This window comes from uncultured Roseobacter sp. (genome assembly GCF_947495275.1).
Classification (GTDB): Bacteria; Pseudomonadota; Alphaproteobacteria; order Rhodobacterales; family Rhodobacteraceae; genus Roseobacter.
The window spans coordinates 21695-44805 of the sequence record NZ_CANLYL010000009.1 but is presented as its reverse complement, the minus strand read 5'-3'; the positions used below and the strand labels follow the sequence as shown (position 1 = coordinate 44805).

Below are 23111 nucleotides of genomic sequence, written 5' to 3'. Positions count from 1 at the left end.
GTTGAGTTTCTGATATGAGGTTATTGGGCAAATCCAAGCAATCTGGGCAGCCAGAGGGCCGCGTCATCCCAGAAGGCAAAAGCAAAGAGGATCGTTATTTCCGCCACGAGGAAGGGCATCAGTTTTAGCGAGATCCGCTCGAGCGTCTCGCCGGTCACCGATGACAGCACGAACAGACAGGCCCCCACCGGGGGTGTCATCAGCGAGATGTTGAGCGCCAGCACAAAAATGATCCCCGCATGAATGGGCTCAAGCCCCACCTGCTCGGTCAGGGGCACCAACACTGGCGCAAGGATGATCAAAATCGCAGTGATGTCCATGACCATGCCGACAACGAGCAGCAGCCCCACGATGATGGCGATCACGACGTAGCGATTGTCGGACAATCCCAGGACGGTTTCCGCGATCAGCTGCGGGATGCGTTCGAAACTCATCCACCAGCCCAGGATGCTTGCAAACGCGATGATGACAAAGATCACACCTGTGATGCGCGCCGTGCGAACCAGCATGCCGTAGAAACTCTTGAAAGTGAGCGTGCGGTATATGAAAGCCCCGATGAACAGCGCGTATGCCACCGCGATGGATGCCGCTTCGGTTGGGGTAACAATGCCTCCCAGAATGCCACCGAGGATGATGACCGGCATGGCGAGGGCCGTGAGCGAAGACAGGAATGTCTGCCAGATCTCGCCGAGTGTCGCCCCGCGCAAGGCTTTGGGCAGGTTCTCGCGTTTACCCCCAATTGCAATGACGGCCATGCAAACCAGGCAAATCACCAACCCGGGCAGAACACCCGCCGCAAACAAGCCCGCAATCGACACACCCATGAGCGAGCCGTAAACCACCATCAGACCTGACGGCGGAATGGTTGGGCCAATGATCGAGCCCGCCGCCGTGACCGCGCAGGCATAGTCGCGACTGTACCCTTCCTTGACCATCGCAGGGACCAACGTCCGCCCGAAAGCCGCAGCATCGGCTGTCGCTGATCCCGTCAGACCCGCAAAGAAAACCGATGCCAGCATGTTGGTATGCGCCAGACCGCCGCGAAATCGCCCGACCAGAACCTGCGCCAGTTTGACCAACCGGCTGGTAATGCCGATATCGTTCATGATCTCGCCGGCAAGAATGAAAAACGGCATTGCCAGAAACGGGAAAATATTGAGCCCATTGAAGATCTTGCTTGGTCCAATGGCCAGAAATTGGGTGCCACCCATGTCGATCAGGCCGACCACGCCAGCAAACCCGATTGCAAAACCGATCGGCATCCCCAGCACGATGAGCAGCACAAAAGTAAGGGCAACAATCATGTTGCTTCCTCCTGCGGCACTTCGAAAGGCGGATCATCGATATGCGTGCCGAGGTCCCGCAAAAGCACCAGTACAAGCTGGATCGAGGACAAAGCGGCAGCGACGGGAATAGCGGCATAAAAGGGGGCGAGGCTGGCGCCGAAAATCATCGCATGACGCGTGGCACCGCCAAAAGCGAAACCGACCCCGAACCATGCCACGTATAAAAACAGTGCAAGTGTCAGGACGTCCATACAGATCAGAGCGGCACGTCTGATACGATATGGCAAAACCATGATAAAAGACGTCAGGCCAATGTGATTTCGGCGCGCCACGCCTGAAGATACCGCAAGCATCGCCGCCCAGATCATCAGATACCTTGCCAAAGCCTCTGGCCAGGGTAATTGCCAGTGAAAATAGTAGCGGTCGACAACGCCAAGCCAGACATCGAGCACAAGCGCCAGCATCAAGCCAGCGGCGATAGCCTCGACCACTGTGTTGAGCTTTGCACTGGCTGTGACCGCCCAGCTGCGCATTTTCCGCCCCCCTTTTTGCAGAATCTGTAACTAAGTTACATAGTGAGGTCAAAATTCCACAAAATCAACCAATATACGTTACCTAGTTACATGAAAGGGTGAGCAGTGGGTTAAAATGGCCCATTCCATTGTGTATGACCCGCCCAATATGTAACTCAATTACACAGATCACATCCATGAGGCCAAAAATTGTCCGACGACACGCCCGAACTCCAACCCGCTGATCTGCCGCCCAAAAAAGGGCGCAAGGGTGTTGTGGATGTCATCTCGGCGCTGCACCTGCATGACGGCAGCCTCGCTGCTCAGGAACAAAAGGTCGCTGATTATGTGAAGCAGAACCTTGAAGACATCAGCGCCATCACAATTGGTGACTTGGCCGAACGCTGTGGTGTCAGCAAGCCGACCGTTGTCCGATTCTGCCGCTCGCTTGGGTGCGACGGCTTCCGGGAGTTCAAGCTCCGGCTGGTCCAGAACCTAGCTGTCAGCATGCAGTACTTGTCCGCCGAGGCAGAACAGTCAGCCCTGGGCAGTAGCGCCGCCTTAAATCAAGTTCTGGGTGCGCTGTTAGCGACGACAAATGCCATGCGCCAGCAGATCGACACCCAGGCGCTCAACGCTGCGAAAAATGCGCTGCTGACCACAAGGCACCTGTTGTTCGCCGGGATTGGCGGCGGCTCTTCGATGGTTGCCCATGATGCGGCAAATCGGTTTTTTCGCCTTGGCTTTCCGTCCTTTGCCACCAGTGACAGCTATCTTTTGCAAATGAGAGCAGCGACCCTTACCCGCGATGATGTTCTGTTTCTCATATCCGCGAGCGGGGAGGCAGATGCAATCGTAGGTGCCGCCGAAATCGCCCGGGGGTATGGTGCCACAACAATCTGTATCACCAAACCAGATACGCGGTTGGCGGCAGTGACCAACATCCAGATCGCCGTCGATATTCCCGAAGACAGCGACATCTACAAACCAACCGCCTCGCGCTATGCGCATCTTACGCTGATTGATGCGCTTGCGATGTCGGTCGCTCAGGAGATGTCGGCGGAAACACTTGAAAACCTGCGGAGGATCAGGGCGTCCCTGACCGCCTATCATGGGCGAACTGGCCCGCAGCCTTTGGGCGACTGACCAAGCCAAGACAATTGCTGGCGGTCAGGCCAATTAGTGGGAAGCGCCGGGCAGGCAATCCAGCCCGGCGCAATCTTTCATTCTGCTGGCTCTGTGGCCAAGTCACCTGACTTTGACCTCAGACCATCGCGATACATAGCCTTTGCAAGCGCAATACACATCAGCCCCATCACCATGGTGAAGGGCAGTGCCCCGATGATCATGGCATTGCGCAGCGCCTCCATCGGGTCCGCGCCACCAGATTTGCCGGCCACCAGCAAGGTCCCGATCACCGCCGTCAGGATAACGCCCCAGACGATCTTGTGCTTGTTGCCGACTTCCTGGTCGCCCCCTGACATGATGGTGTTCATCACCAGAATCCCCGAGTCTGCCGAGGTCACAAGAAAGGTCATGATCAGAACGACGCACATGATCGTGATGGCGGACAGAAACCCGCCTGAGATCATTTCGCCCAGCGTGACAAAGAGCTTTGCGGTGTTGGAGGCGCCGATGATTGCGCCCTCTGCACCACCTGTCAGTTCAAGATCAATCGCTGTACCGCCCAGAATCGTCATCCAGGCAAAGCAGACCAGTGCCGGTGCCACGACACATCCAATGATGAACTCGCGCACCGTGCGACCCCGCGAAATGCGCGCGAGGAAAAGGCCAACGAATGGCGAAAACGCAATCCACCAGGCCCAATAGAAAGTTGTCCAACCTGCTTGCCAGCCGAACTGGCGACCTGGCTCACCCGCCGCATAGGCCGCTTTGAGCGCATCTTCTGAGAGATTGGCGGCTTCCCCTTCCAGGCCGGACCGGAACCCGTCAAACGACCCCCAGGCATTTGTGGCCCCCGCGCGCAGCGCATCCGCATAGGGCGCTGCCTCGGCAGAAAGTGCTGCGGTAAACTGATCGGGCGATTGGGGTCCATAGGCACCGAAACTAAGCGATACAAAATTCAGGATATAGTCGACCAACGCCGTGGCATAGGTTGTCATCGCGAAGAGGAAAGAACCAAAAAGGACAAAGGTGAAGAGCAGTATCAGGGACAGCACCAGGTTCAGGTTCGACAGATATTTGACCCCGCGCCCCACACCTGAAACCGCCGAGATGATTGAAAGGCTCATGATCACGATCAGCCCCGCAATCAAACCAACAGTCCCCGGGGTCGGCGCGTCACCCGTTATATTCATCATCCATTCCATGCCCGTAATGGCATACATGCCGTCGATGAATTGTGAGATTCCAAATCCGATTGTAACCGATACGCCAAGGATCGTCGCGACCACGCCCAGCACATCCACGATATGACCCAAAATCCCGTTCATCAGGCCACCAAAGAGCGGCGTCAGCGCGGTTCGGATCGTCAATGGCATGTCGCGGGTATAGGCGTAATAAGCCAAGGAGAGGCCCGTCACCACATAGATCGCCCAAGCATGGAAACCGTAATGGGCAAACGTGTAGCGATAGGCTGATTGCAGCGCTTCCTGGCTGTTGGGCGCGACATCCCCGGCCACAACGATGGGATTGGAGCCCCACAAACCCAGCGGTTCGGCTGTCGCAAACACCATCAGCCCGACACCCAGACCGGCGCCGAACATCATCGAGAACCATGAGAAATTCGAGAATTCCTTGCCAGCACCCGGGCGTCCCATCACCCGTTTTCCGGTCTGCGGTAAGGCGGCGACCACAAAAAGGAAGAACGCAAAAAACCCTACGATGATGATATAGAAACTGTTGAAGCCTTCGAGGATTTGCCAATTCAGGCTACCGAGAACGCCATTGGCATTGGCGGGTGACACCAACGCCCAAATGACCAGGCCGATCATGATCGCCTTGCTGAGCAAAGCGATTTCGAGGCTGTGCCCCTCGTAAAAGCCCTGCGTTGATCTGTTGATCTCCAGATCCGTGAATGGTGGTTTGACGGACATTTGCTTCCTCCCTAAAATTTGAAGCACGCGCAGCTTGGCTTTGTCTCAACCATTCATGCGCAATTTTTATGTAAGGCCCGGTGGGCCTTGTACTTACCTCATGGTTTCTGGCTCGGCCCGCTCATTCGGAACCGCCCATCTCTGCGCCCGCGCCTTTTAGACGGCTCTCTTCGGTCGCCGGTGCATAGGTTCGGTGAGCGAATGCCAAAAGTGCGTCCCACGCGGAACTTCCCGGATCAGCTCTGGTGCAGCGCGCCCGAGGCGACCTCAAAGTTCCGCCAAAGCGGATGGCGACCTGATCCGCAAAATCGCTGGTCGCGCCGGTCAGCCCCATCTGGCCTGCGTCAAAAATAGCGCCGCCCCCCCGCCACTCGATCTCGACGACGCGTTCCACTTTCCGGGCAAGATAAGAAACAAACGGAAACAACAGGCACGGCTCGGCAATCGGACCCGTTCTGAAAGCCCCATGGTCGAACTGGCTCACTCGGTCCGAGAGGGCGGCCCCTGTCACCAGCGGACACAGGTGTGGTCCCGGAGCCTGCCATATCAGCTCATCAACTTTCGGCGACAAGTCAGAGATCGTTGCCCCATCAACGCGGGCCAGCAGACGGGCGAGAACAGCACATCCCTCAAGACCTTGCGCGCAGAGCCAGCGCGTCGCCTTGCCCGTTTCTTCCGCGAGGCCCCAAGGATAGCCCGCACCTCGCGCAGCCTTTCGCGCAGTCGCCTCAACCTCGTTAAGCGAGAGGTTCACGATACAAGCTCCGGATAAACCCAGAGGTCGCAGTTTTCAGTGGTCAGCGTTTCGGGATAAGGCGCACCGGCATACATGCAAATGCGGACCCACCGATCTGATCGGGGATCAAAATGCGTCGCCCCGAAAAACGAAAGCTTGGCGCGCAGCATGTCAATCGGCAGAACCTTGTCGCTGATCGTATTGTCACGGATTTCACCATAAGGTGCGACAAGGCTCATCTGGGCCCGACGCACCGTATGCCGGTGTTCTGGATGGCGCAGCAGAAAATCGGCGATGGGACTCTCAGACGCCCAGCCCTCCAGTGCAGCCGAAGCCGCAGCGGCGTCACGCGCGGGTGCCAGAGGCTGTTCATATTCCTCAATTGGTTCGTCAAACCGCTCGCCCAGTCTTGGCTCCAGTTTTTCTTCGGAAACGTACCAGGCGCGCGCGCAGTTTTCTGGCGCGGTCCAGTCTTTTTCCAGCGCCCAGTCAAACGCATTCGCGATGAGCTTCATCACCTCCGCGACCGGCATCGACCCATCAATCCGAAACGCGTCGGCGTTACTGTCCGACATACAATGGGCCAGACCGTCCACCAGATCGGGATAAGGCTCCAGGATCAGCGAGGCGACCAGTTCTTGCCCCTCTTCACTCAGATTTTCCGCCGCCCAGGCGCATAGCCGCGCCCAGGGCGCAAGGTGGCGCAAATCATCTCCGGCAAGATATTCTTTGAGCGCTGCGATATCCTGTCGAAGCGCTGCGAGTTTCCTGATCTGCGCGGGATGATCCGAATGCCACACCGCGATTGAGCCTTCGCTGCGTTGAAGGATTATCCGGAATGTGGTGGCCTCCTCCGCGCTCGCCGTATCTAACGCACAGACCCGTGCAATTGCCTCTTCGCGGGCCATGATCCAGTTGTTGAAAAGAACCGGGTGATTGACGATATAGGGTGCCATCCCCAACCCGGTGGAATTCCCGATCCCCAGACGCTGGGCAATCTCCGGGTGCAACACCACCGCCTCAGAGCCGCCCCTCACTCGGGCCATATGTTGCACCAGATCACGCACGAAAACGCGGGTCAGATAAACCGACAGCATTTCTGCCTGGAAGGGCACCGAAAGCTCTGGGCGGTCGGCGATTTTTTCACGATCAGCAGCGCCAAATTTCCCCGACCCGTAGACCGCGGTCGTCCGCATCAGATATCCGACCGCATCGATCTTGCTGACGTCTGGCTGACGCCCCGACGCCAAGGCTGCCACAACATGCTCCCACAGCCGGACAGACCGGTTTGCCCGCGACAGCGACAACTCGGTTTCCTGTATCCGCCCCGCTTCCTGAAGAGGGACGTTTTGCGCAAGGCGGTCAATATCCTCTGCGGTGGGGATGCCGTCAAAGAGGGTGAACGTTGCGTCCCAGGCTTCGGCGATAACCCTGTCGGATCTTTGATCTGCCGGAAGGTCATGCGCAAAAGCAATGAGCGAATAGGAGCGTTCCGGGCCAGTCGCAGTGTAAACTGCCCGGCCCACGCCATTGTCGTCGATGTCAAACAGGCGGCGGGTGAATTGCCAGCTTTCGCGGGCCATACAACGCATAAGAACCCGCATGAAGCTGAGTCTGCATTGATGCAACGACCCAAGCCGTTTGAGGCGCATGACGGTGTTCGGGGAACGCCGCCGGGTATCAGCCGCGTTCGTCTTCATCCAGTGACCTTTCCGAAGTTGTCCGAAAAGAAGCGATACCAGTTACCCCCCATGATACCGCCAACCTCATCGTCATTCATACCAACCTCCCGCAACCCGGCTTCGATGTTACCAAAATCGCGGTTGTCGCGAAACCAATCGGGCATTTCGGGAAACCCCGGGGCAGCGGCGGACCCTTCGCCATAGTCGATCTCTTTGGTCCAGCGGCCCGTGCGCATCCATTCAACGATACTATCAGGTTGATCCTGGCAAAGGTCCGAGCCAATCCCCAGGTGTTGGACGCCATATCGCTCGGCTGCGCGGGCGATCATTTCGCAAAAGCTTTGCAATGAGCAGTCGGATTTGTCTTTCAGGTGGTGCGGATAAAGAGAAAATCCCAACATCCCGCCGCCTTCGGTGACCGTGCGGATCACATCGTCTTTCTTGTTGCGCAGGGCGGGCGACCAATCATAGGGGTTGGCATGGGTGATTGCGATGGGACGCTCAGATACCTCAGCAGCTTCAATGGTCGAGCGATCTGCAGAATGGCTCATGTCCACCACCAGGCCTACGCGGTTCATCTCGCGGATCACCTGACGGCCCATGCGGGTGATCCCGGTGTCCTCGGCCTCATAACATCCCGTGGCCAGCAGGGACTGGTTGTTATAGGTCAGCTGCATGAACCGCGCGCCGAGGCTGTGCACGATCTCAACCAATCCGATATCGTCTTCGATCGGGCTTGGGTTCTGGAAACCAAAAAAAATAGCCGTGCGCCCGGTTTCGCGGGCCAGATCAATATCGGCCGCGGTGGTCCCTTTGAGGATCAGGTCGGAATGCACCTCGAACCAGCGGTTCCAGCGTTCAAAATTGAGCACCGTTTCGCGAAATGTCTCATGGTAAGCGATGGTCACATGAACCGCGTCGACATCCCCATCGCGCATCTGCCGAAAAATCTTCTCCGACCAATTGGCGTATTGCAGGCCATCGATACGCATTATTCCGGCGCCCCCGCGCTGATATAGGCGGTCTTGACGGTTGTATAAAATTCGGCGGCTGCCCTACCCTGTTCGCGCGGTCCATAGGAGCTTTCGCCGCGCCCGCCAAAGGGCACATGATAATCGGTCCCGGCCGTTGGCAGGTTGACAGTCACAACCCCGGTGCGCGCATTTCGGCGGAAATGGGTTGCGCGCGCGAGGCTCCGGGTCACGATCCCGGAGGTCAGCCCGAAGCTGGTATCATTCACGACGGATAATGCTTCATCATAGCTGCCCACCCGAATAACCGAGGTCAGCGGCGCAAACATCTCTTCGCGGTTGATCCGCATATCGTTTGTCGTGTTCAAAAATACACCGGGTGACATGTAATACCCGTCATGAGAAAGCGACAAGCGCGCACCGCCAAAGGCAAGCTCTGCCCCTTCAGATTTGCCCAGATCAACATAGCCAAGATTTTCAAGCAATTGCGCTTCACTGACAACAGGACCGATCTGGGTTCCGGCTTCCAGCGCATGGCCCACTGTCATCGCCTGCGCACCCACGACAAGCTTTTCGACGAACGCATCGTGGATGGCCTCATGGACCACCAGCCGCGAAGAGGCCGTGCATTTTTGCCCGGTTCCGCCGAACGCGCCGCCAAGCGCAACCGTCACGGCAAGGTCGATATCAGCATCATCCATCACCGCCAGCGCGTTCTTGGACCCCATTTCCAGCTGTACCTTGGTAAAGTTTCCGACCGCTGCCGTGGCGATACCCCGCCCCACGGGTACGGACCCGGTGAAAGAGATCGCATTAACACCGGAGCTTTCGACCAACCGCTGTCCAACCGAACGCCCGGACCCCATGACCAGAGAGAACAGACCTTCCGGAATATCCTGCCGGGCAATGATCTCGGTCAGCGCTACGGCGGAGGCGGGCGTTATATTCGCCGGTTTCCAGACCACCGCATTGCCGTAGCAGAGCGCTGGCGCGATTTTCCAGGAGGCTGTTGCAGTCGGGAAATTCCATGGCGAAATGATCGCTACCACGCCTACAGGTTCGCGCCGCACGTCGATTTCGATGCCGTCCCGGACGCTGTCCGCATTTTCACCAAGCTGACGCAGACATTCGGCGGCATAATAGGTGAAAAACTGACCGGCGCGGTAAATCTCGCCCTTACCTTCAGCCAGCGGCTTGCCCTCTTCACGGCTGAGCAGCTTGCCAAGTTCCTCTGATCGGGAAATCAGCTCCGTACCGATGGCCTGCAAGACCGCCTGACGTCGTTCGAGACCGTAACCCGCCCAGATACGCTGCGCGTCGCGGGCCTTTTCCAGAGCCGCATCCAGTTGTCCAGCGCTTGCCTGAGCAAAATTGCCAATAACATCGGACACATCGGAAGGGTTCCGGTTTTCGATTTCACCTTCGCCAGCGATCCATTGTCCCGCGATGAAATTCAATTTGCTTTCGGCCACGACGCGTTTCTCCCAAGTCGACATTTGGAGAAGAGTGGACACAACGAGCAATATCAGTCAAACTCAAATTCCTTAATCTAATTTCAGGAATTTTGAAATTGCCGATCAAAATCGAAATGTTGCGTTGTTTCAGTCACGTCGCCCAGGCGGGCAATCTGGCAGAGGCGGCAAGCCGCATGGGGCGCACTCAATCTGCGGTATCAATGACGCTGAAACAGCTTGAGGATCACCTTGGTCAGAGCCTGTTCGAAGGCGAGCGCAAGAATCAACTGAGCCCGCTCGGGCAACAGGTTTTCGCCCTAGCGCAGCAGCAAGTCACCAATTTTGATGCAACAGTGCGGGAGATCGAGACCTCCGCCAGTTCCCCCAAGGGATTGCTCCGGATCGCATCTATCCCCTCTGCCGCCGGTCGCCTGGTGCCTCTGGCCGTCGACGCGCTCATCACGCGGCACAGCGGGCTCAAAATCGACATGCGCGATACAGACACGGCCATGGTGATTGACGCGCTGGTTCGCGGACAGGCAGATATCGGCATTGCATCCGGGACACCCGCCCTCAACGGCATTCAAGGCCGGGTATTGTTCGAGGATCGTTTTGGACTGACCTGCGCCCCCGATCATGCACTGGCCAATTGCGCGGGGTCGATCAGGCTGGAGGATGTGATTACGGCAGATTTCATCGGCAACAATTTGTGTCACAACATCGAGCACGAGACCGTGCGGCAGGCTCTGTCAGAAACCCGAATTCAGGCCCACAACACATTTTCGCTGATCGGCATGATCAAGACCTGCAAATGGGTCACGATCCTCCCACGGTCGGTTGTGCAGGACCTTCATGGCGATCTCGTTTTTCGACCAATCGTGGATTTGGCGGCCAAACGTTCCGTCTCTGCTCTGGTCGCCGAACGATCAAGCCAGCGTCGCCTGGCGATCGAATTCGCAGAACTGTTACAGGAGCTTAGCTGAGAAGATCACCGCAAAACGGACCTCAGGAATTCCTGGGTCCGAACCACCTGCGGCGCTGAGAATATCTGTTCCGGCGTGCCTTCTTCGACGATCACACCACCATCCATGAAACACACCCGGTCCGCCAACTCACGTGCGAAACCCATCTCGTGGGTAGCTAAAAGCATGGTCATCCCTTCGGTCCGTAGCTGACGTAACACGTTCAGGACTTCGCCAACCAATTCCGGATCGAGTGCGGCGGTAATTTCATCAAAAAGCATGATTTCGGGGCGCATCGCCAGCGCCCGGATGACCGCCACGCGCTGCTGTTGCCCCCCCGATAGTTGATCGGGGTATTTGTGCATATGCAGATCCAGACCAAACCTCTGGAAAAGCGCCTCGGCACGCGCCGTCAATGCGCGACCTTCTTCTTGCAAGACCCGGCGCGGGGCCAACAGCACGTTTTCAAGCGCCGACATATGCGGAAAGAGATTGTAGGACTGGAATACGATCCCGATACGTCGCCGTACCGGGCCTAACTCCAATCCGGGCTCCGATATATCCTGACCCTCAAGCCATACTGAACCGTCATCAATAGGCTCCAGTTGGTTTATGCAACGCAGCAAGGTTGATTTGCCGGAACCAGACGCACCGATCAGGCAGATCATCTCTCCTTCGCAGACCTCCAGATCAATGCCCCGCAGAACCGCATTTTCACCAAAGGATTTGACGACACCACGCAGGGACAGTTTAGCTTCGGGCATTTCGATCCCTGTTCAGCAGGTGGTCGGCGTAGCGGGTGGCCGGAACGGTAACGATCAGAAAAATCACAGCAGCGACGACGTAGGGTGTAAAATTTGCCAACAGGCTTTTGTAGATGCCCGCCTGCCGCAGGATTTCCACCGGGCCGATAAAAGAGAGGAGTGCGACGTCCTTCTGTAGGGCCACCAGCATGTTCATGTTTGCCGGCACAACCCGGCGGATCGCCTGCGGCAGGATCACGTAGCGCATGGCATCCCGCTCAGAAAGCCCCAGACAAATCGCAGCGTTGCGCTGGCTGGCATGGATGCTTTCGATCCCGGAACGCAGAACTTCGGCTATATAGGCCGAATAGGTCAGCACCAGCGCGACCGTCCCCCAGATGTAGGGTGAATTCCAGGGGCGCGGCAGTCCAAGGCCAGGCACCCCGAAACCAATCAGGTAGATCGTCAGCACAACAGGCACGCCGCGAAAGACATCGACATAGATTGCGCCAAAAATGCGCAGGGGAAAAAGCGCAGGCGCCATCGCGCCACGCGCCAGCGCAACTGCCAGCCCCAACATCAGGATTAGGGGCACTGACCACGCAAAGATCATCACGTCGATCAGAAAGGCCTTGAGCAAAGTTGGAAATGTCTGAGCAAAGACACCGCCATCAAAGAAGCTGGCCTTCACCTGAGGCCATCCCGGCGCCAGTGGCACCAACAGGATGATCGCTGCCAGAACGATCACTGTGCTGACCCCAGCCACGGTCAATGACCGCCGCCGCTGGGCTGCTTCATATGCCTGTCTTCGGTTCACCTGGGGCTTACTTGATCAGCGGCACACCGGTGGCTTCCTGCAACCATTCCGCCTCAATCGCGGCCAGAGTGCCATTTTCGGTCAGATCGGCAAGGGCCGCGTCCACGCATGCCTTGAGTGGATTGCCTTCGGTCATCAGCATACCGAAATGATCAGGGTCAGACGTTGCGTCCGGTGCGAATTGCCCCAAGACCTGCCCGCCGTCCAGAACCACCGCGGAGAGATAGAGCGCTGTGGGCAAATCGAACAAAGCGGCATCCACCTGTCCGGCCTTCATCGCCTCCACGACATTTGCATTGTCATCATAAACCAGCGGGCTGGACGAAGGGGCGATAGTTTCCATCACCACAGGCAATGCCGTTGTGGACGCAACCACACCCCATTTCATCTCTTTCATGGCGGCGAGATCAGAATTCAGATCATCCCCGCCACGCACCAGCACAGCCATGGGCGCGGTGTAATAGGGTTGCGAAAAATCGACGACCTTATCGCGCTCCGGTGTGATCGAGAACTGCTGCATGTTAACATCGAAGTCCTTTGCACCGGGCTGAATTGCCTGGTCGAACGACGTGCGTGTCCACACCACATCCTCCTTGGCAAACCCCATCGCATCCGCCAGCGCATAGGCAACTGCGGCTTCAAATCCCTGCCCGCTTTCCGGCGCGTCGTCGATGACCCAGGGGTAATAGGCCGGGTTCCCCGTCGCGATCGTCAGCTTTCCCTCGGTCAGTGTTTTACCATCGGAACAGCTTTGCGCATAAACCGATCCTGCTGCTATTGCCGTGCCCATGGCGACGAGCGTCATTAGTTTCCTCATGATGATCTCTCCCCGAAATCTCTGTTTGCTGTCTCTGGTTATCCCCTCAGTCACGCCCATGCGCAAGCCTCCCGGGGGCAGGAGCGCGAGAAGCTACTGGGTTTTCCAACGCCGGTGCACCCAGAGCCATTGGCTCAAATTCGCGCGCACCTGGGCTTCGAGACTGTCGTTCAGGGCCTGGGTCATCTCTTCGGGTGTTGTGTGAGGGATCGGCTTTTCAACGATCATCTCAAAGCTCAACCCATCAGGTTGCCGGATCCCGTAACATGGCACCAACAGAGCATCATATCGCAAGGCAAGTTCAGCCGCCGAGAGCGCGGTATAGGCAGTGCGGCCAAAAAACTTGAGCGGTGCCCCTGCTGACATATGTTGATCAATCAACAAGGCGATGGCATTGCCGGCTTTGAGAAACTTGACCATCTCGCCCATGCCACGGCGTCCGCGCAGGAAAAGCGGTGTCCCCACCTGACTGATGCGCGAGACGTAGAAGTCGTTGAAACCCTTGTAGTTCATGCTTCTGTAAAGCCCGCCGACTTTATGGCCACGCTGAATAAGCTTGGAACGCGCAACATCGTAATTACCAATATGACCGGATACGATAATGATCGGACGCCCGGCATCGCGTGCGGCATCAACGGCGTCGATGCCATCTCCGCGAATGGGCGTATTCCTTGCGGTTTCCACCAGATTTTTTGGCGAAAACAGCTCACACAGGGTGCGGCCGATCTGATTGGGTACGGCGCGCGTCATCTCATCTATTTGTTTTTCCGGCATATCCGGAAAGATCATCTGCATGTTGTCGCGAATACGTCCGCGGTAGCCGATGACAGGAGCCACCAGACGTGAGATTACCCAACCACCAGCGGGCACTCGGAGCCTATAAGGCAGGAGTGTCAGGCATCGGATGACGCCGATGATCACAGCACTGACGATCCGATCCCTCAGATCGACCTCCTCCTCGCCGTTTTGGATTTTCCTGCCTGCTTCAGCCATTCGGATTTCGCATTGTTGAGTATCGAGGTTGTAGCACTAAACGACGCATGCTCAAGAGCGCTCTCATGTGCAGGTGGCCAAATCGCGCATCTCGGGAAAAGCCTGATACTGACCGACGATTGACCCGATCACATCATGCTGCACGACACCATCAGGCCCCAGGGACGAGATTGCATTCTTGTCGCAGGGCTCAGGATGCTGACCCTCCGCAAACGAAAAAGCCGCCCCATTTTACGGGAGCGGCTTTGGTTTTTAAAACTATCTGTGCCTTACGCGGCCAGCGCATCCTGGGCCTGCTTCACGATCGCGCCGAAAGCATCGGGTTCGTGAACGGCCAGATCGGCCAGCACTTTGCGGTCCACTTCAATGCCTGCGAGGTTCAGACCGTTGATGAAACGGCTGTATGTCAGCGCTTCGTCATGGCTGCGCACAGCGGCGTTGATCCGTTGAATCCACAGCGCGCGGAAATTGCGCTTGCGGTTCTTGCGGTCACGCGTGGCGTATTGGTTGGCTTTGTCGACCGCCTGGCGCGCGACCTTGAAGGTGCTCTTGCGGCGACCGTAGTAGCCTTTTGCGGCCTTGATGACCTTCTTGTGACGGGCGTGGGCGACTGTACCACCTTTAACTCGGCTCATATCAGTTCTCCTTCCCTTTAGCGGTCGTAGGGCATAAAGCCCTTGACGATTTTGGCGTCTGGCGCAGACAGCTCTGTTGTTCCACGGGCGTTACGGATGAACTTGCGTGTGCGCTTGATCATGCCGTGGCGCTTGCCGGCCTGACCGCCGATGACCTTTCCGGTCGCGGTCACCTTGAAGCGCTTCTTTGCGCTCGATTTGGTCTTCATCTTGGGCATTTCCGTCTCCTGTCTTTCAGATCGGTTTCAGGCGCGACTCGGCATGCCACATTGGCCGGTCGCGCGGTAAGAAGCTGCGCTATAAGCGGTTGCGCATTATATGGCAAGGGCAGAATCCGTGGCCGATGCGTTATGGCAGATACTTCACAAATACCTGCACAAACACTTTGGGCAGTGAGGCAGCCGTATAGGCCACCGGGGTCGTCATCGCCGCATAGACAATCAGCCCCGTTGCCAACAGGACCGTCAATGCAGAAGCACGGGGCGCGCGACGATCCACCAGCGCCGAAAAGATCGAAATGATCGAAAAAGCGCCGATGATAATCCCCAGCACCAAAGCTGTATCCGCGTCCATGGAATTTTCCCCAAAGAACTGTCGGAGGGAGACTATTCCGGATCAGTGTTGAAAATCAAACGCTCGTCGCAAGGGGCAACGCGCAGGATGTTCGTGCTGCCAGGCACATTGAACGGCACACCGGCTGTCACGACAATCTGATCATTCTCTTCTGCGTATCCCTGACGCAATGCGGCCCGGGCAGAAGCCACAACCGCCAGTTTGAACCGATCCAGCTTGTCCGTGATCACGCAGTTTGTCCCCCAGCTAAGCGTCAGGCGCCGCGCCGTGCGTACAAGTGGCGTCATCGCCAGGATCGGCACGCGGGGGCGTTCGCGTGCCACCAGCAATGCCGTGGTGCCGCTTTGACTGAAACAACAGATCGCCTTGATGTCGGTGGTTTCCGCAATCTCGCGCGCTGCGGAAACGATGCCATCGGCGATTGTCGCCCCCTTGCTTTCACGCGAGGCTTCGATGATCTGAGTATAGGTCGGATCAAGCTCCACCTCAGTGGCCACATTGTTCATGGTGGTGACCGCCTCAATCGGATATGCGCCTGCCGCAGATTCAGCAGAAAGCATCACGGCATCCGCACCCTCGTAGATCGCGGTTGCCACATCCGACACCTCGGCCCGGGTCGGCATTGGACTTTCGATCATGCTTTCCATCATCTGCGTGGCCACGATCACCGGCTTTGCCGCGCGCCGGCATTGGCGCACCAGCCGTTTCTGGATCGGCGGCACATTTTGCACAGGCAATTCGACACCCAGATCGCCGCGCGCCACCATGATGCCATCGCTGACTTTCAGAATGTCGCTAAAATTCTGTACCGCCGCGGGCTTTTCGATCTTGGAGAGAATTGCCGCCCGACCATTTGCCAGATCCGAAGCTTCCAGCACATCTTCGGCGCGCTGCACAAAGCTGAGTGCGAGCCAGTCAACGCCCAACTCGCAGACAAACTCCAGATCACTGCGGTCTTTGTCGGACAGAGCAGCCAATGGCAACACAACATCCGGTACGTTCACGCCTTTGCGGTTGGAGATCACACCACCGGCAATCACCGTGCAATTGGCGTGAGACGGGCTGCAATCATCGACCTTGAGACGAATCTTGCCGTCATTCACCAAGAGTGTGGCGCCAGGTTCCAAAGCAGCGAAAATCTCTGGGTGCGGCAGGTTTACCCGTTTGGCATCCCCCGGCGCATCGTCGAGATCCATGCGAAATGAAACGCCTTCTTCAAGCATCTCGCCATCATCACTGGCAAAGACACCCACACGCAATTTGGGCCCCTGCAAGTCCGCCAGAATGCAAATACTGCCGCCGGTGTCTTCTTCGATCTGGCGAATAATACGGTGCTTTTCTCGAATCTCTTCATGGCTGCCGTGGCTCATGTTGAGGCGAAACACATCCGCCCCGGCCATATGCAGGGCATGGATCATCTCATATGTCTCAGAGGCGGGCCCCAGCGTGGCCACGATTTTGACGTTGCGCGTGCGTCTCATCTCTGCTGTCGTCCTTCCAGGCTTGTTATCGCTAACGGCTTGCGCGCCTTATGTCGCATGATGACGCGCAGAGCAACTGCTCAAGCTTTGCACTGCTCATTAAATTATAGATGACATGACGCCACCGCCCCCTGCAAGCACTCAGGCAGCGCTTGACAGCGACACCAGCCGCCCCAATCTGGGTGTCAGAGAACAAAGGATGCCTTGATGCCGACACAGACCGAAATTGAATTGCAGGCCGCCACTTTTCGACGTTTGCAAAAGCACTTGATGGAAGACCGGACGGATGTGCAGAACATCGAGATGATGAACCTTGCAGGTTTTTGCCGGAATTGTCTCAGCCGCTGGTACGCCGAAGCGGCCGCAGAAAAAGGGATCGAGATCGGCAAAGACGACGCACGGGAACTTTTTTACGGGATGACGATGGCCGAGTGGAAAGCCAACTATCAAACTGACGCCACCAGCGATCAGCGGGAAGCTTTCAAAACCGCCTTTGAAGAGAACGTCGGAAAAGAGTGAAATCGGCGCTATCGCCAGTAGTTGTTGGCCTGAGCAACGGTCTGAAAGTTGGTTGCGACCACATGTGATGCCATGGTGAGGCTGTCGGCGCTATTTGCATAATCCGGGCGCATGCGATTGCGGGCCGCATCGTCAGGCTGGGTTTTCTTGACGGCCATTCTGGACAGTTTAATCGCCAGCTCGAACCCTTCTTCGGGTGTTTCTGTGGCAAGACTGGGGAGCCAGGACATCACAATTCCTTTTTATGTCGCATCACATTTATATGGTGCACGATATAATTTTTCTTGGAACTATATGTCAAGCGTTTATATCGTGTGCAACTTAATTGCGAGACTGCGAGATGACCGAAATTTCTGCACCTGAGAACCCTGACGACATGTTCTGTCACGCAGTCTATACGGCGTGGCATGTGATCAACCGCGCTTATCAAAAGCACCTTGGGCGCCTGGGTCTGACCTACCCGCAATACATCACGCTGATTTATCTTTGGGATCAGGATGCGCGAAGCGTTGGCGAAATTGCCGGTTTTCTGGATATGGACACCAGTACGCTGACCCCTTTGCTGAAAAGGTTGGAGAGGCTTGGCCATGTCTCGCGCACCCGCGATCCCAAGGACGAGCGCAGGGTGATTGTCTCTCTGACCGCCAGTGGCAACAAACTCAGAACGCAATCGCCCGCCGTGACGGCCTGCATGATCAAAGATACGGGCCTGAGCGAAGATCAACTAACCGATTTGGTCAGGACACTTGGCAAATTGCGCATCGGGCTGAAGCCCTAGCGTTAGAACGTGTAGATGATACGCCAGAGCGCTGAGAGCGCGGGTTTGGGCCGATCCTTTATCTCGACGGTCACGGCCAGGCACAGCATCAGCGCATGCGCGTCGCGGGCCTCTACAGCGTCCAGAAGAAAACGCGCCCGCACGGCATCACCCGCAAGCACAGGGGTGATAAATCGCAGTTTATCGAAGCCGTAGTTGATTGAGGTTTTTTGGCCCTCAATCTGGGGCAAAGCGTCATAGGCCATGGCCGACATCATCGAAAGTATCAGGAACCCGTGGGCGACGGGGCCGTCAAACCCCGCCTGTTTCCCGGCTTTTTCGTCGAGATGAATGGCCTGCCAGTCTTCGGTCACATTCGCAAAGTGGTTGATCCGCTCCTGACCGATATCGATCCACCGAGAGCAACCAATTTCGGTCCCGACGGCTGCCGCCAGCCTGTCTGCTTCAAGCGGCATCCCGCACCCCTCAGATCGCGGCTTTGCGGCTTTCGTCCAGATAAATTTCGCGCAAACGAGGCGCCACGCGGCCCGGCACGCCCTGTCCCAAAACCGCGTCGTCAATCTGCACCACCGGCATCACGAAGGTGCTGGCCGAAGTGATAAAGGCTTCGTCGGCTTCTTTCGCCTCTTCGATGGTGAAATTGCGCTCTTCGACTTCCATCTGCGCTTCGCGGGCAAACCGCAGAACCGCCGCTCGCGTAATCCCGTGCAAGATGTCGTTGCTCAGCGCGCGGGTGATGATCTTGTTGCCCTTCACGATATAGGCGTTGTTGGAGGTGCCCTCGGTGACGAACCCATCCTCGATCATCCAGGCATCATCGGCACCGGCCTTCTTGGCCATCATCTTGCCCATGGATGGATAGAGCAACTGGACGGTCTTGATATCACGCCGGCCCCAGCGGATGTCATTAATGCTGATGACTTTCATGCCTTTTTGCGCTGCGGGGTTATCGGCAAGACCGGGCTTGTTCTGTGTGAACAAAACGATGGTCGGCTTTGTGGTGTCCGGGTCGGGGAAGACGAAATCGCGGTCGTTCGGCGCACCACGGGTGATCTGCAAATAGATCATACCTTCTTCAATTTCATTCAAGCGCACCAGCTCGCGGTGCACTTCCAGCAGGTCTTCCTTGCTGATCGGGTTCTGCATATCCAGCGCGCCAAGCGAACGTTGCAGCCGCACCGCATGGCCATCGAAATCAATCAGCTTGCCATCCAAAACGGATGTGACTTCGTAGACGCCGTCCGCCATCAGGAAACCGCGATCAAAGATAGAAACAGAGGCTTCGTTTTCAGGCAAATAGTCGCCATTCAGATACACGGTGCGCATGTTGCTATCCCCACAATCCAGCTTGAGGCGGGTGAACGCCCTTTTCATCAAATATCAGAGCGCTATCGCGATCTTCGGCCAGCAACAACGGGCCATCCAGATCAGTGATCAGCGCGCCCTGGGCCAGAAGTGTTGCCGGTGCCATGGCGAGGCTGGAGCCCACCATACATCCGACCATCACCTCATACCCCAAGGCAAGGCCCTCGCTACGCAAGGCAAGCGCCTCGGTCAAGCCACCAGCCTTGTCGAGCTTGATATTGATCACATCGTATTTGCCCTTGAGCCTAGGCAGGCTGGCAAGATCATGGCAACTTTCGTCGGCACATACCGGGACGGGGCGGTCAAGCCCGATCAGCGCGTCATCCTCGCCGGCGGGTAACGGTTGCTCCACCAGTTGCACGCCCAAACGCACAAGATGAGGCGCGAGGTCCGAATAGACCGCAGCACTCCAGCCCTCATTGGCATCCACGATGATGCGGGCATCCGGCGCACCGGCACGCACCGCCTCAAGACGTGGCATGTCATCGGGCGTGCCCAGCTTGATTTTCAAGAGCGGACGATGCGCATGCTCAGCCGCCTGCTGCCGCATCTTCTCCGGCGTGTCGAGTGACAGCGTGTAGGCGGTGATTTCCGGAAGTGGCAGGGGCAATCCGGCCAGCTCCCACACGCGTTTTCCGGCACGTTTGGCCTCCAGATCCCACAGCGCACAGTCAACCGCATTGCGCGCGGCCCCGGCAGGCAAAAGATCATAGAGGGCTGCGCGCGTGATATCTCCCGGCAGCGCCTCTATCTGCGCCGTGACGCTGTCCAGCGTTTCGTCATAGCGCGCGTAGGGCACGCATTCGCCCCAACCACGATGTGCCCCATCCGTCAACGTCACCGTCAGCACATTCGCTTCGGTGCGCGACCCACGACTAATGGTGAAAACCTGAGCGAGCCGAAACACATCCCGGCTGACCTCAATACGCATGCCCGCTCCTTCTTCGACCTATAACATTCAAGATCACAATCCAGCTCGCTATCAGATTGTCAGCAGCGAATCCACCAGCTTGCCCGCCCCGAATCGGAACGGATCCGTCGCGGGCAGGTTCATCCGGTCCTCGATCTCTTGCAAACAAGCCTTCGCCGCGTCTTCATCCAGCGCCTTGGTGTTCACCGACACACCTGCGATCTGGCAGCTGGCATTGGCAACACGGGCGATCGGAAGGGCCGTGTCCCGCAACGTCTCCAATGACGGCAACGTATAGTGCGGCAGGCCCCGCATATGCGTCCGGGTCGGCTCATGGCAGAGGATCAGCGCATCAGGCTGCCCGCCGTGGATCAACGCCATGGTCACGCCGGAGTAGGACACGTGAAAGAGGCTGCCCTGCCCTTCAATGTGATCCCAGTGATCTTCATCGTTGTCGGGCGTCAGATACTCTACCGCACCAGCCATGAAATCGGCGATCACCGCGTCCAGCGGCACACCCTTGCCGGTAATGAGGATGCCGGTCTGACCGGTCGCCCGGAAATCGGACTTCAACCCGCGTTTGATCATTTCGGCATCCATCGACATCGCCGTATACATCTTGCCACAGGAACAATCGGTGCCAATCGCCAACGCGCGCTTGCCGGTCCGTTTCTGACCATTTGCAATCGGATAGGCGACGCTGGGCACCCGCACATCGTGTAGTGTGCCACCATTGACCTTCGCAGCCGCCTGCAGCGCGTCCTCGTTGCGCAGCAGATTATGCAGCCCTGCCGCGATGTCATAGCCCATCTGCAGCGCCTTGACCAAAACCACCTGCCATTCTTCAGAAATAATCCCGCCCCGGTTGGCCACGCCAATCACCAGCGTCTTGGCACCCGCATTCAGCCCCTCTTCGAGCGTCATATCAGTCAGGCCCATGTCCGCGCCGCAACCCGGCAGACGGAACTGGCCTACCGCATTTTCCGGGCGCCAGTCTTTGATACCCTGGGCCACCTTGGCGGCAAGTTGGTCCGGCGCGTCGCCGAGAAACAAAAGGTAAGGTGTCTGGATCATGGTTAGGCCTCCGTCAGATTTGGTGCAATTTCCCCTCTTTGCCCCGCAAAGGCATCTCAAAAAAGCCTTGGTCAATATATTTTGCGCAACCTTCTTCGATTATCTATCGATAATGGCGAAGAATTAAGCGTCACATCTGAACTGCTTGGCCGATTCTCATGCTGCATGTGCAAAATGCGCTTGCAGCATACGACGCAATTTAATACCACCCAGGACGACACAATCGAAATATTATTTCTCCGAGGCCCGCATGAGTTTCCGCATTCAGCCCCCCGCTCCCGCACGCCCAAATCGCTGCCAGCTGTTTGGACCGGGTTCCCGTCCCGCCATCTTCGAAAAGATGGCGGCCTCCGCGGCAGATGTAATCAACCTGGATCTGGAAGACAGCGTGGCGCCTTCCGACAAGGACAGCGCGCGCGCTAACATCATCGCGGCCATCAGCGATGTGGATTGGGGCACCAAGACGCTCTCGGTTCGGATCAACGGGCTCGACACGCCCTATTGGTACCGCGACGTTGTGGACCTGCTCGAACAGGCAGGCGACCGTCTGGATCAGATCATGATCCCCAAAGTGGGATGTGCCGGGGATATCTATGCGGTTGACGCCCTGGTCACGGCCATTGAAGCGGCCAAGGGACGCAGCAAGAAGATCAGCTTCGAAGTGATCATCGAATCTGCGGCTGGCATCGCCCATGTGGAGGAGATCGCGGCCAGTTCTCCCCGCCTGCAAGCGATGAGTCTCGGGGCTGCGGATTTTGCCGCCTCCATGGGCATGCAGACCACCGGCATCGGCGGCACGCAGGAGAACTACTACATGATCCGCGAAGGGCAAAAGCATTGGTCCGACCCGTGGCATTGGGCGCAAGCCGCCATCGTCGCCGCCTGCCGAACCCATGGCGTGCTGCCTGTGGATGGTCCTTTTGGCGATTTCTCTGACGACGAAGGGTTCCGCGCGCAGGCCCGTCGGTCCGCGACGCTTGGCATGGTCGGCAAATGGGCGATCCACCCCAAACAGGTAGCCATCGCCAATGAGGTTTTCACGCCCTCCGAAGAAGCGGTGACCGAGGCGCGCGAAATTCTCGCCGCGATGGCGGACGCCAAGGCCAAAGGCGAAGGGGCGACTGTCTACAAGGGCCGGTTGGTCGATATCGCGTCGATCAAGCAGGCTGAGGTCATTGTCCGCCAATCCGAAATGATCAACGGCTAACGCATCTTTGATTTGGCATTCGGGCCGATCCGTGCCTGAGTGCCAAAACCCAGCTCGGAGCCTTAATATGCAACGCCTTGTCACCGCCCTACTGGTCATCTTCTGGGCCGTCACGGCACAGGCCCAGTCCCTCGCCCCCCGTGAAGGATGGGTGATCCTGCAAACCGGCAAGACACATGCCGCGTTGCTGGCCGATCTGAAAAAAGCCGTCAAAGCCAACAAAATGGGCGTCGTCACTCAGGCCGGACCCACGGGTGCTGCGCGCAACCGTGGTATCACCATTCCTGAAAACAGAGTGATCGGCGTGTTCAACAATGATTTCGCGGTCAAAGTTCTGGCAACCTCCACCGCCGCGATGATCGAAGCGCCCATCCGTTTCTATGTGACCGAGGAAGCTGACGGCACCGCGACCCTATCCTACAAAACGCCCGGCAGCGTTTTTGCGCCTTATCTCGATGAAGGGGGCGACGCGCTTAAGGATCTGTCGGACCAGCTGGACAATAAATTCAGCGCCATCGCAGCCGCCGCCACCCAATAGCC

General features: G+C 57.4%; 26 protein-coding genes. 6 read left to right on the top strand and 20 right to left on the bottom strand.

Translation table 11 applies throughout. The features are described 5' to 3' along the window. Positions 1-20 precede the first annotated feature (20 nt). Together Q0802_RS16355 and Q0802_RS16350 are read right to left on the bottom strand one after the other, a co-directional pair. Positions 21-1304, bottom strand: a complete 1284-nt coding sequence (locus tag Q0802_RS16355; RefSeq protein ID WP_298920246.1) for a TRAP transporter large permease — start codon at positions 1302-1304, stop codon at positions 21-23. Then, positions 1301-1819, bottom strand: a complete 519-nt coding sequence (locus Q0802_RS16350) for a TRAP transporter small permease (RefSeq protein ID WP_298920244.1) — start codon at positions 1817-1819, stop codon at positions 1301-1303. The genes Q0802_RS16355 and Q0802_RS16350 overlap by 4 nt, the downstream gene beginning before the upstream one ends. 189 nt (positions 1820-2008) lie before the next feature. Here Q0802_RS16350 and Q0802_RS16345 point away from each other — a divergent pair, with 189 nt between their 5' ends. After that, a complete protein-coding gene (locus Q0802_RS16345; RefSeq protein ID WP_298920242.1) occupies positions 2009-2944 on the top strand; it encodes a MurR/RpiR family transcriptional regulator in 936 nt (311 codons plus the stop codon). Positions 2945-3021: 77 nt separating this feature from the next. On the opposite strand, the gene Q0802_RS16340 is transcribed toward Q0802_RS16345, so the two are convergent. From Q0802_RS16340 to Q0802_RS16320, 5 genes are all read right to left on the bottom strand, one after another. Further along, positions 3022-4854: a BCCT family transporter gene (locus Q0802_RS16340; protein WP_298920239.1), complete on the bottom strand. Its 1833-nt coding sequence runs from the start codon at positions 4852-4854 to the stop codon at positions 3022-3024. A gap of 121 nt (positions 4855-4975) precedes the next feature. Then, the gene (locus tag Q0802_RS16335) at positions 4976-5608 is read right to left on the bottom strand and encodes a DUF3726 domain-containing protein (protein ID WP_298920237.1); all 633 of its coding nucleotides are present in this window, start codon (positions 5606-5608) and stop codon (positions 4976-4978) included. After that, entirely contained in the window at positions 5605-7290 is a 1686-nt protein-coding gene (locus tag Q0802_RS16330) for a hypothetical protein (RefSeq protein ID WP_298920236.1), read from the bottom strand. The genes Q0802_RS16335 and Q0802_RS16330 overlap by 4 nt, the downstream gene beginning before the upstream one ends. Further along, positions 7287-8264, bottom strand: coding sequence for a membrane dipeptidase (locus tag Q0802_RS16325; protein WP_298920233.1), 978 nt, complete (start codon positions 8262-8264; stop codon positions 7287-7289). Before Q0802_RS16325 ends, Q0802_RS16330 begins: the two co-directional genes overlap by 4 nt. Then, entirely contained in the window at positions 8264-9739 is a 1476-nt protein-coding gene (locus Q0802_RS16320) for an aldehyde dehydrogenase family protein (protein WP_298920544.1), read from the bottom strand. Before Q0802_RS16320 ends, Q0802_RS16325 begins: the two co-directional genes overlap by 1 nt. Before the next feature lie 74 nt (positions 9740-9813). On the opposite strand from Q0802_RS16320, the gene Q0802_RS16315 reads away from it, so the two are divergent. Beyond that, positions 9814-10680: a LysR family transcriptional regulator gene (locus Q0802_RS16315; protein ID WP_298920231.1), complete on the top strand. Its 867-nt coding sequence runs from the start codon at positions 9814-9816 to the stop codon at positions 10678-10680. A gap of 5 nt (positions 10681-10685) precedes the next feature. On the opposite strand, the gene Q0802_RS16310 is transcribed toward Q0802_RS16315, so the two are convergent. The 8 genes from Q0802_RS16310 to pyk form a co-directional block, all read right to left on the bottom strand. Further along, entirely contained in the window at positions 10686-11423 is a 738-nt protein-coding gene (locus Q0802_RS16310; protein ID WP_298920229.1) for an amino acid ABC transporter ATP-binding protein, read from the bottom strand. Next, entirely contained in the window at positions 11410-12219 is an 810-nt protein-coding gene (locus Q0802_RS16305; protein ID WP_298920228.1) for an amino acid ABC transporter permease, read from the bottom strand. Before Q0802_RS16305 ends, Q0802_RS16310 begins: the two co-directional genes overlap by 14 nt. 7 nt (positions 12220-12226) lie before the next feature. Beyond that, complete coding sequence (locus Q0802_RS16300) at positions 12227-13036, bottom strand: ABC transporter substrate-binding protein (RefSeq protein WP_298920225.1); 810 nt, start codon at positions 13034-13036, stop codon at positions 12227-12229. Positions 13037-13129: 93 nt separating this feature from the next. After that, positions 13130-14029: a lysophospholipid acyltransferase family protein gene (locus tag Q0802_RS16295; protein ID WP_298920224.1), complete on the bottom strand. Its 900-nt coding sequence runs from the start codon at positions 14027-14029 to the stop codon at positions 13130-13132. 269 nt (positions 14030-14298) lie between these two features. Then, a complete protein-coding gene (gene rplT, locus Q0802_RS16290; protein ID WP_298920223.1) occupies positions 14299-14664 on the bottom strand; it encodes a 50S ribosomal protein L20 in 366 nt (121 codons plus the stop codon). A 17-nt stretch (positions 14665-14681) separates the two neighbouring features. Continuing rightward, the gene (rpmI, locus tag Q0802_RS16285) at positions 14682-14882 is read right to left on the bottom strand and encodes a 50S ribosomal protein L35 (RefSeq protein ID WP_298920221.1); all 201 of its coding nucleotides are present in this window, start codon (positions 14880-14882) and stop codon (positions 14682-14684) included. A 130-nt stretch (positions 14883-15012) separates the two neighbouring features. Beyond that, positions 15013-15237, bottom strand: a complete 225-nt coding sequence (locus Q0802_RS16280) for a hypothetical protein (RefSeq protein ID WP_298920218.1) — start codon at positions 15235-15237, stop codon at positions 15013-15015. A gap of 32 nt (positions 15238-15269) precedes the next feature. Continuing rightward, positions 15270-16718, bottom strand: coding sequence for a pyruvate kinase (gene pyk / locus Q0802_RS16275; RefSeq protein ID WP_298920217.1), 1449 nt, complete (start codon positions 16716-16718; stop codon positions 15270-15272). Positions 16719-16925: 207 nt separating this feature from the next. Between pyk and Q0802_RS16270 the strand changes: the two genes are divergently transcribed. Continuing rightward, positions 16926-17237 carry a DUF1244 domain-containing protein gene (locus Q0802_RS16270; protein ID WP_298920215.1) on the top strand — a complete coding sequence of 104 codons (312 nt, stop codon included), beginning with the start codon at positions 16926-16928 and terminating at the stop codon, positions 17235-17237. A gap of 8 nt (positions 17238-17245) precedes the next feature. On the opposite strand, the gene Q0802_RS16265 is transcribed toward Q0802_RS16270, so the two are convergent. Beyond that, positions 17246-17467 carry a hexameric tyrosine-coordinated heme protein gene (locus Q0802_RS16265; RefSeq protein ID WP_298920214.1) on the bottom strand — a complete coding sequence of 74 codons (222 nt, stop codon included), beginning with the start codon at positions 17465-17467 and terminating at the stop codon, positions 17246-17248. A 110-nt stretch (positions 17468-17577) separates the two neighbouring features. Here Q0802_RS16265 and Q0802_RS16260 point away from each other — a divergent pair, with 110 nt between their 5' ends. Next, on the top strand, positions 17578-18015 hold the full coding sequence (locus Q0802_RS16260; RefSeq protein WP_298920212.1) for a MarR family winged helix-turn-helix transcriptional regulator: 438 nt from the start codon (positions 17578-17580) through the stop codon (positions 18013-18015). A 2-nt stretch (positions 18016-18017) separates the two neighbouring features. Here the strand turns inward: Q0802_RS16260 and Q0802_RS16255 are convergent, their stop codons facing one another. The 4 genes from Q0802_RS16255 to dgcN are packed head-to-tail and all read right to left on the bottom strand — an operon-like array spanning position 18018 to position 21364. Then, a complete protein-coding gene (locus Q0802_RS16255; protein ID WP_298920210.1) occupies positions 18018-18470 on the bottom strand; it encodes a MaoC family dehydratase in 453 nt (150 codons plus the stop codon). Positions 18471-18480: 10 nt separating this feature from the next. Then, on the bottom strand, positions 18481-19341 hold the full coding sequence (locus Q0802_RS16250; protein WP_298920208.1) for a D-amino-acid transaminase: 861 nt from the start codon (positions 19339-19341) through the stop codon (positions 18481-18483). A gap of 4 nt (positions 19342-19345) precedes the next feature. Beyond that, on the bottom strand, positions 19346-20311 hold the full coding sequence (gene dgcA, locus Q0802_RS16245) for an N-acetyl-D-Glu racemase DgcA (protein WP_298920206.1): 966 nt from the start codon (positions 20309-20311) through the stop codon (positions 19346-19348). A gap of 51 nt (positions 20312-20362) precedes the next feature. Continuing rightward, positions 20363-21364, bottom strand: coding sequence for an N-acetyltransferase DgcN (gene dgcN, locus Q0802_RS16240; RefSeq protein WP_298920204.1), 1002 nt, complete (start codon positions 21362-21364; stop codon positions 20363-20365). Positions 21365-21614: 250 nt separating this feature from the next. On the opposite strand from dgcN, the gene Q0802_RS16235 reads away from it, so the two are divergent. After that, positions 21615-22571, top strand: coding sequence for an L-malyl-CoA/beta-methylmalyl-CoA lyase (locus tag Q0802_RS16235; protein ID WP_298920202.1), 957 nt, complete (start codon positions 21615-21617; stop codon positions 22569-22571). 67 nt (positions 22572-22638) lie between these two features. Beyond that, the gene (locus tag Q0802_RS16230) at positions 22639-23109 is read left to right on the top strand and encodes a DUF302 domain-containing protein (protein WP_298920200.1); all 471 of its coding nucleotides are present in this window, start codon (positions 22639-22641) and stop codon (positions 23107-23109) included. The last annotated feature ends 2 nt before the right edge of the window (positions 23110-23111 follow it).

Bases quoted from the DNA above. Each gene is read 5' to 3' on its own strand.
- Q0802_RS16355 (WP_298920246.1), bottom strand. From the start codon at position 1,304: ATGATTGTTGCCCTTACTTTTGTGCTGCTCATCGTGCTGGGGATGCCG.
- Q0802_RS16350 (WP_298920244.1), bottom strand. From the start codon at position 1,819: ATGCGCAGCTGGGCGGTCACAGCCAGTGCAAAGCTCAACACAGTGGTC.
- Q0802_RS16340 (WP_298920239.1), bottom strand. From the start codon at position 4,854: ATGTCCGTCAAACCACCATTCACGGATCTGGAGATCAACAGATCAACG.
- Q0802_RS16330 (WP_298920236.1), bottom strand. From the start codon at position 7,290: ATGAAGACGAACGCGGCTGATACCCGGCGGCGTTCCCCGAACACCGTC.
- Q0802_RS16325 (WP_298920233.1), bottom strand. From the start codon at position 8,264: ATGCGTATCGATGGCCTGCAATACGCCAATTGGTCGGAGAAGATTTTT.
- Q0802_RS16320 (WP_298920544.1), bottom strand. From the start codon at position 9,739: ATGTCGACTTGGGAGAAACGCGTCGTGGCCGAAAGCAAATTGAATTTC.
- Q0802_RS16310 (WP_298920229.1), bottom strand. From the start codon at position 11,423: ATGCCCGAAGCTAAACTGTCCCTGCGTGGTGTCGTCAAATCCTTTGGT.
- Q0802_RS16300 (WP_298920225.1), bottom strand. From the start codon at position 13,036: ATGAGGAAACTAATGACGCTCGTCGCCATGGGCACGGCAATAGCAGCA.
- Q0802_RS16295 (WP_298920224.1), bottom strand. From the start codon at position 14,029: ATGGCTGAAGCAGGCAGGAAAATCCAAAACGGCGAGGAGGAGGTCGAT.
- rplT (WP_298920223.1), bottom strand. From the start codon at position 14,664: ATGAGCCGAGTTAAAGGTGGTACAGTCGCCCACGCCCGTCACAAGAAG.
- rpmI (WP_298920221.1), bottom strand. From the start codon at position 14,882: ATGCCCAAGATGAAGACCAAATCGAGCGCAAAGAAGCGCTTCAAGGTG.
- Q0802_RS16280 (WP_298920218.1), bottom strand. From the start codon at position 15,237: ATGGACGCGGATACAGCTTTGGTGCTGGGGATTATCATCGGCGCTTTT.
- pyk (WP_298920217.1), bottom strand. From the start codon at position 16,718: ATGAGACGCACGCGCAACGTCAAAATCGTGGCCACGCTGGGGCCCGCC.
- Q0802_RS16270 (WP_298920215.1), top strand. From the start codon at position 16,926: ATGCCGACACAGACCGAAATTGAATTGCAGGCCGCCACTTTTCGACGT.
- Q0802_RS16265 (WP_298920214.1), bottom strand. From the start codon at position 17,467: ATGTCCTGGCTCCCCAGTCTTGCCACAGAAACACCCGAAGAAGGGTTC.
- Q0802_RS16260 (WP_298920212.1), top strand. From the start codon at position 17,578: ATGACCGAAATTTCTGCACCTGAGAACCCTGACGACATGTTCTGTCAC.
- Q0802_RS16255 (WP_298920210.1), bottom strand. From the start codon at position 18,470: ATGCCGCTTGAAGCAGACAGGCTGGCGGCAGCCGTCGGGACCGAAATT.
- Q0802_RS16250 (WP_298920208.1), bottom strand. From the start codon at position 19,341: ATGCGCACCGTGTATCTGAATGGCGACTATTTGCCTGAAAACGAAGCC.
- dgcA (WP_298920206.1), bottom strand. From the start codon at position 20,311: ATGCGTATTGAGGTCAGCCGGGATGTGTTTCGGCTCGCTCAGGTTTTC.
- dgcN (WP_298920204.1), bottom strand. From the start codon at position 21,364: ATGATCCAGACACCTTACCTTTTGTTTCTCGGCGACGCGCCGGACCAA.
- Q0802_RS16235 (WP_298920202.1), top strand. From the start codon at position 21,615: ATGAGTTTCCGCATTCAGCCCCCCGCTCCCGCACGCCCAAATCGCTGC.
- Q0802_RS16230 (WP_298920200.1), top strand. From the start codon at position 22,639: ATGCAACGCCTTGTCACCGCCCTACTGGTCATCTTCTGGGCCGTCACG.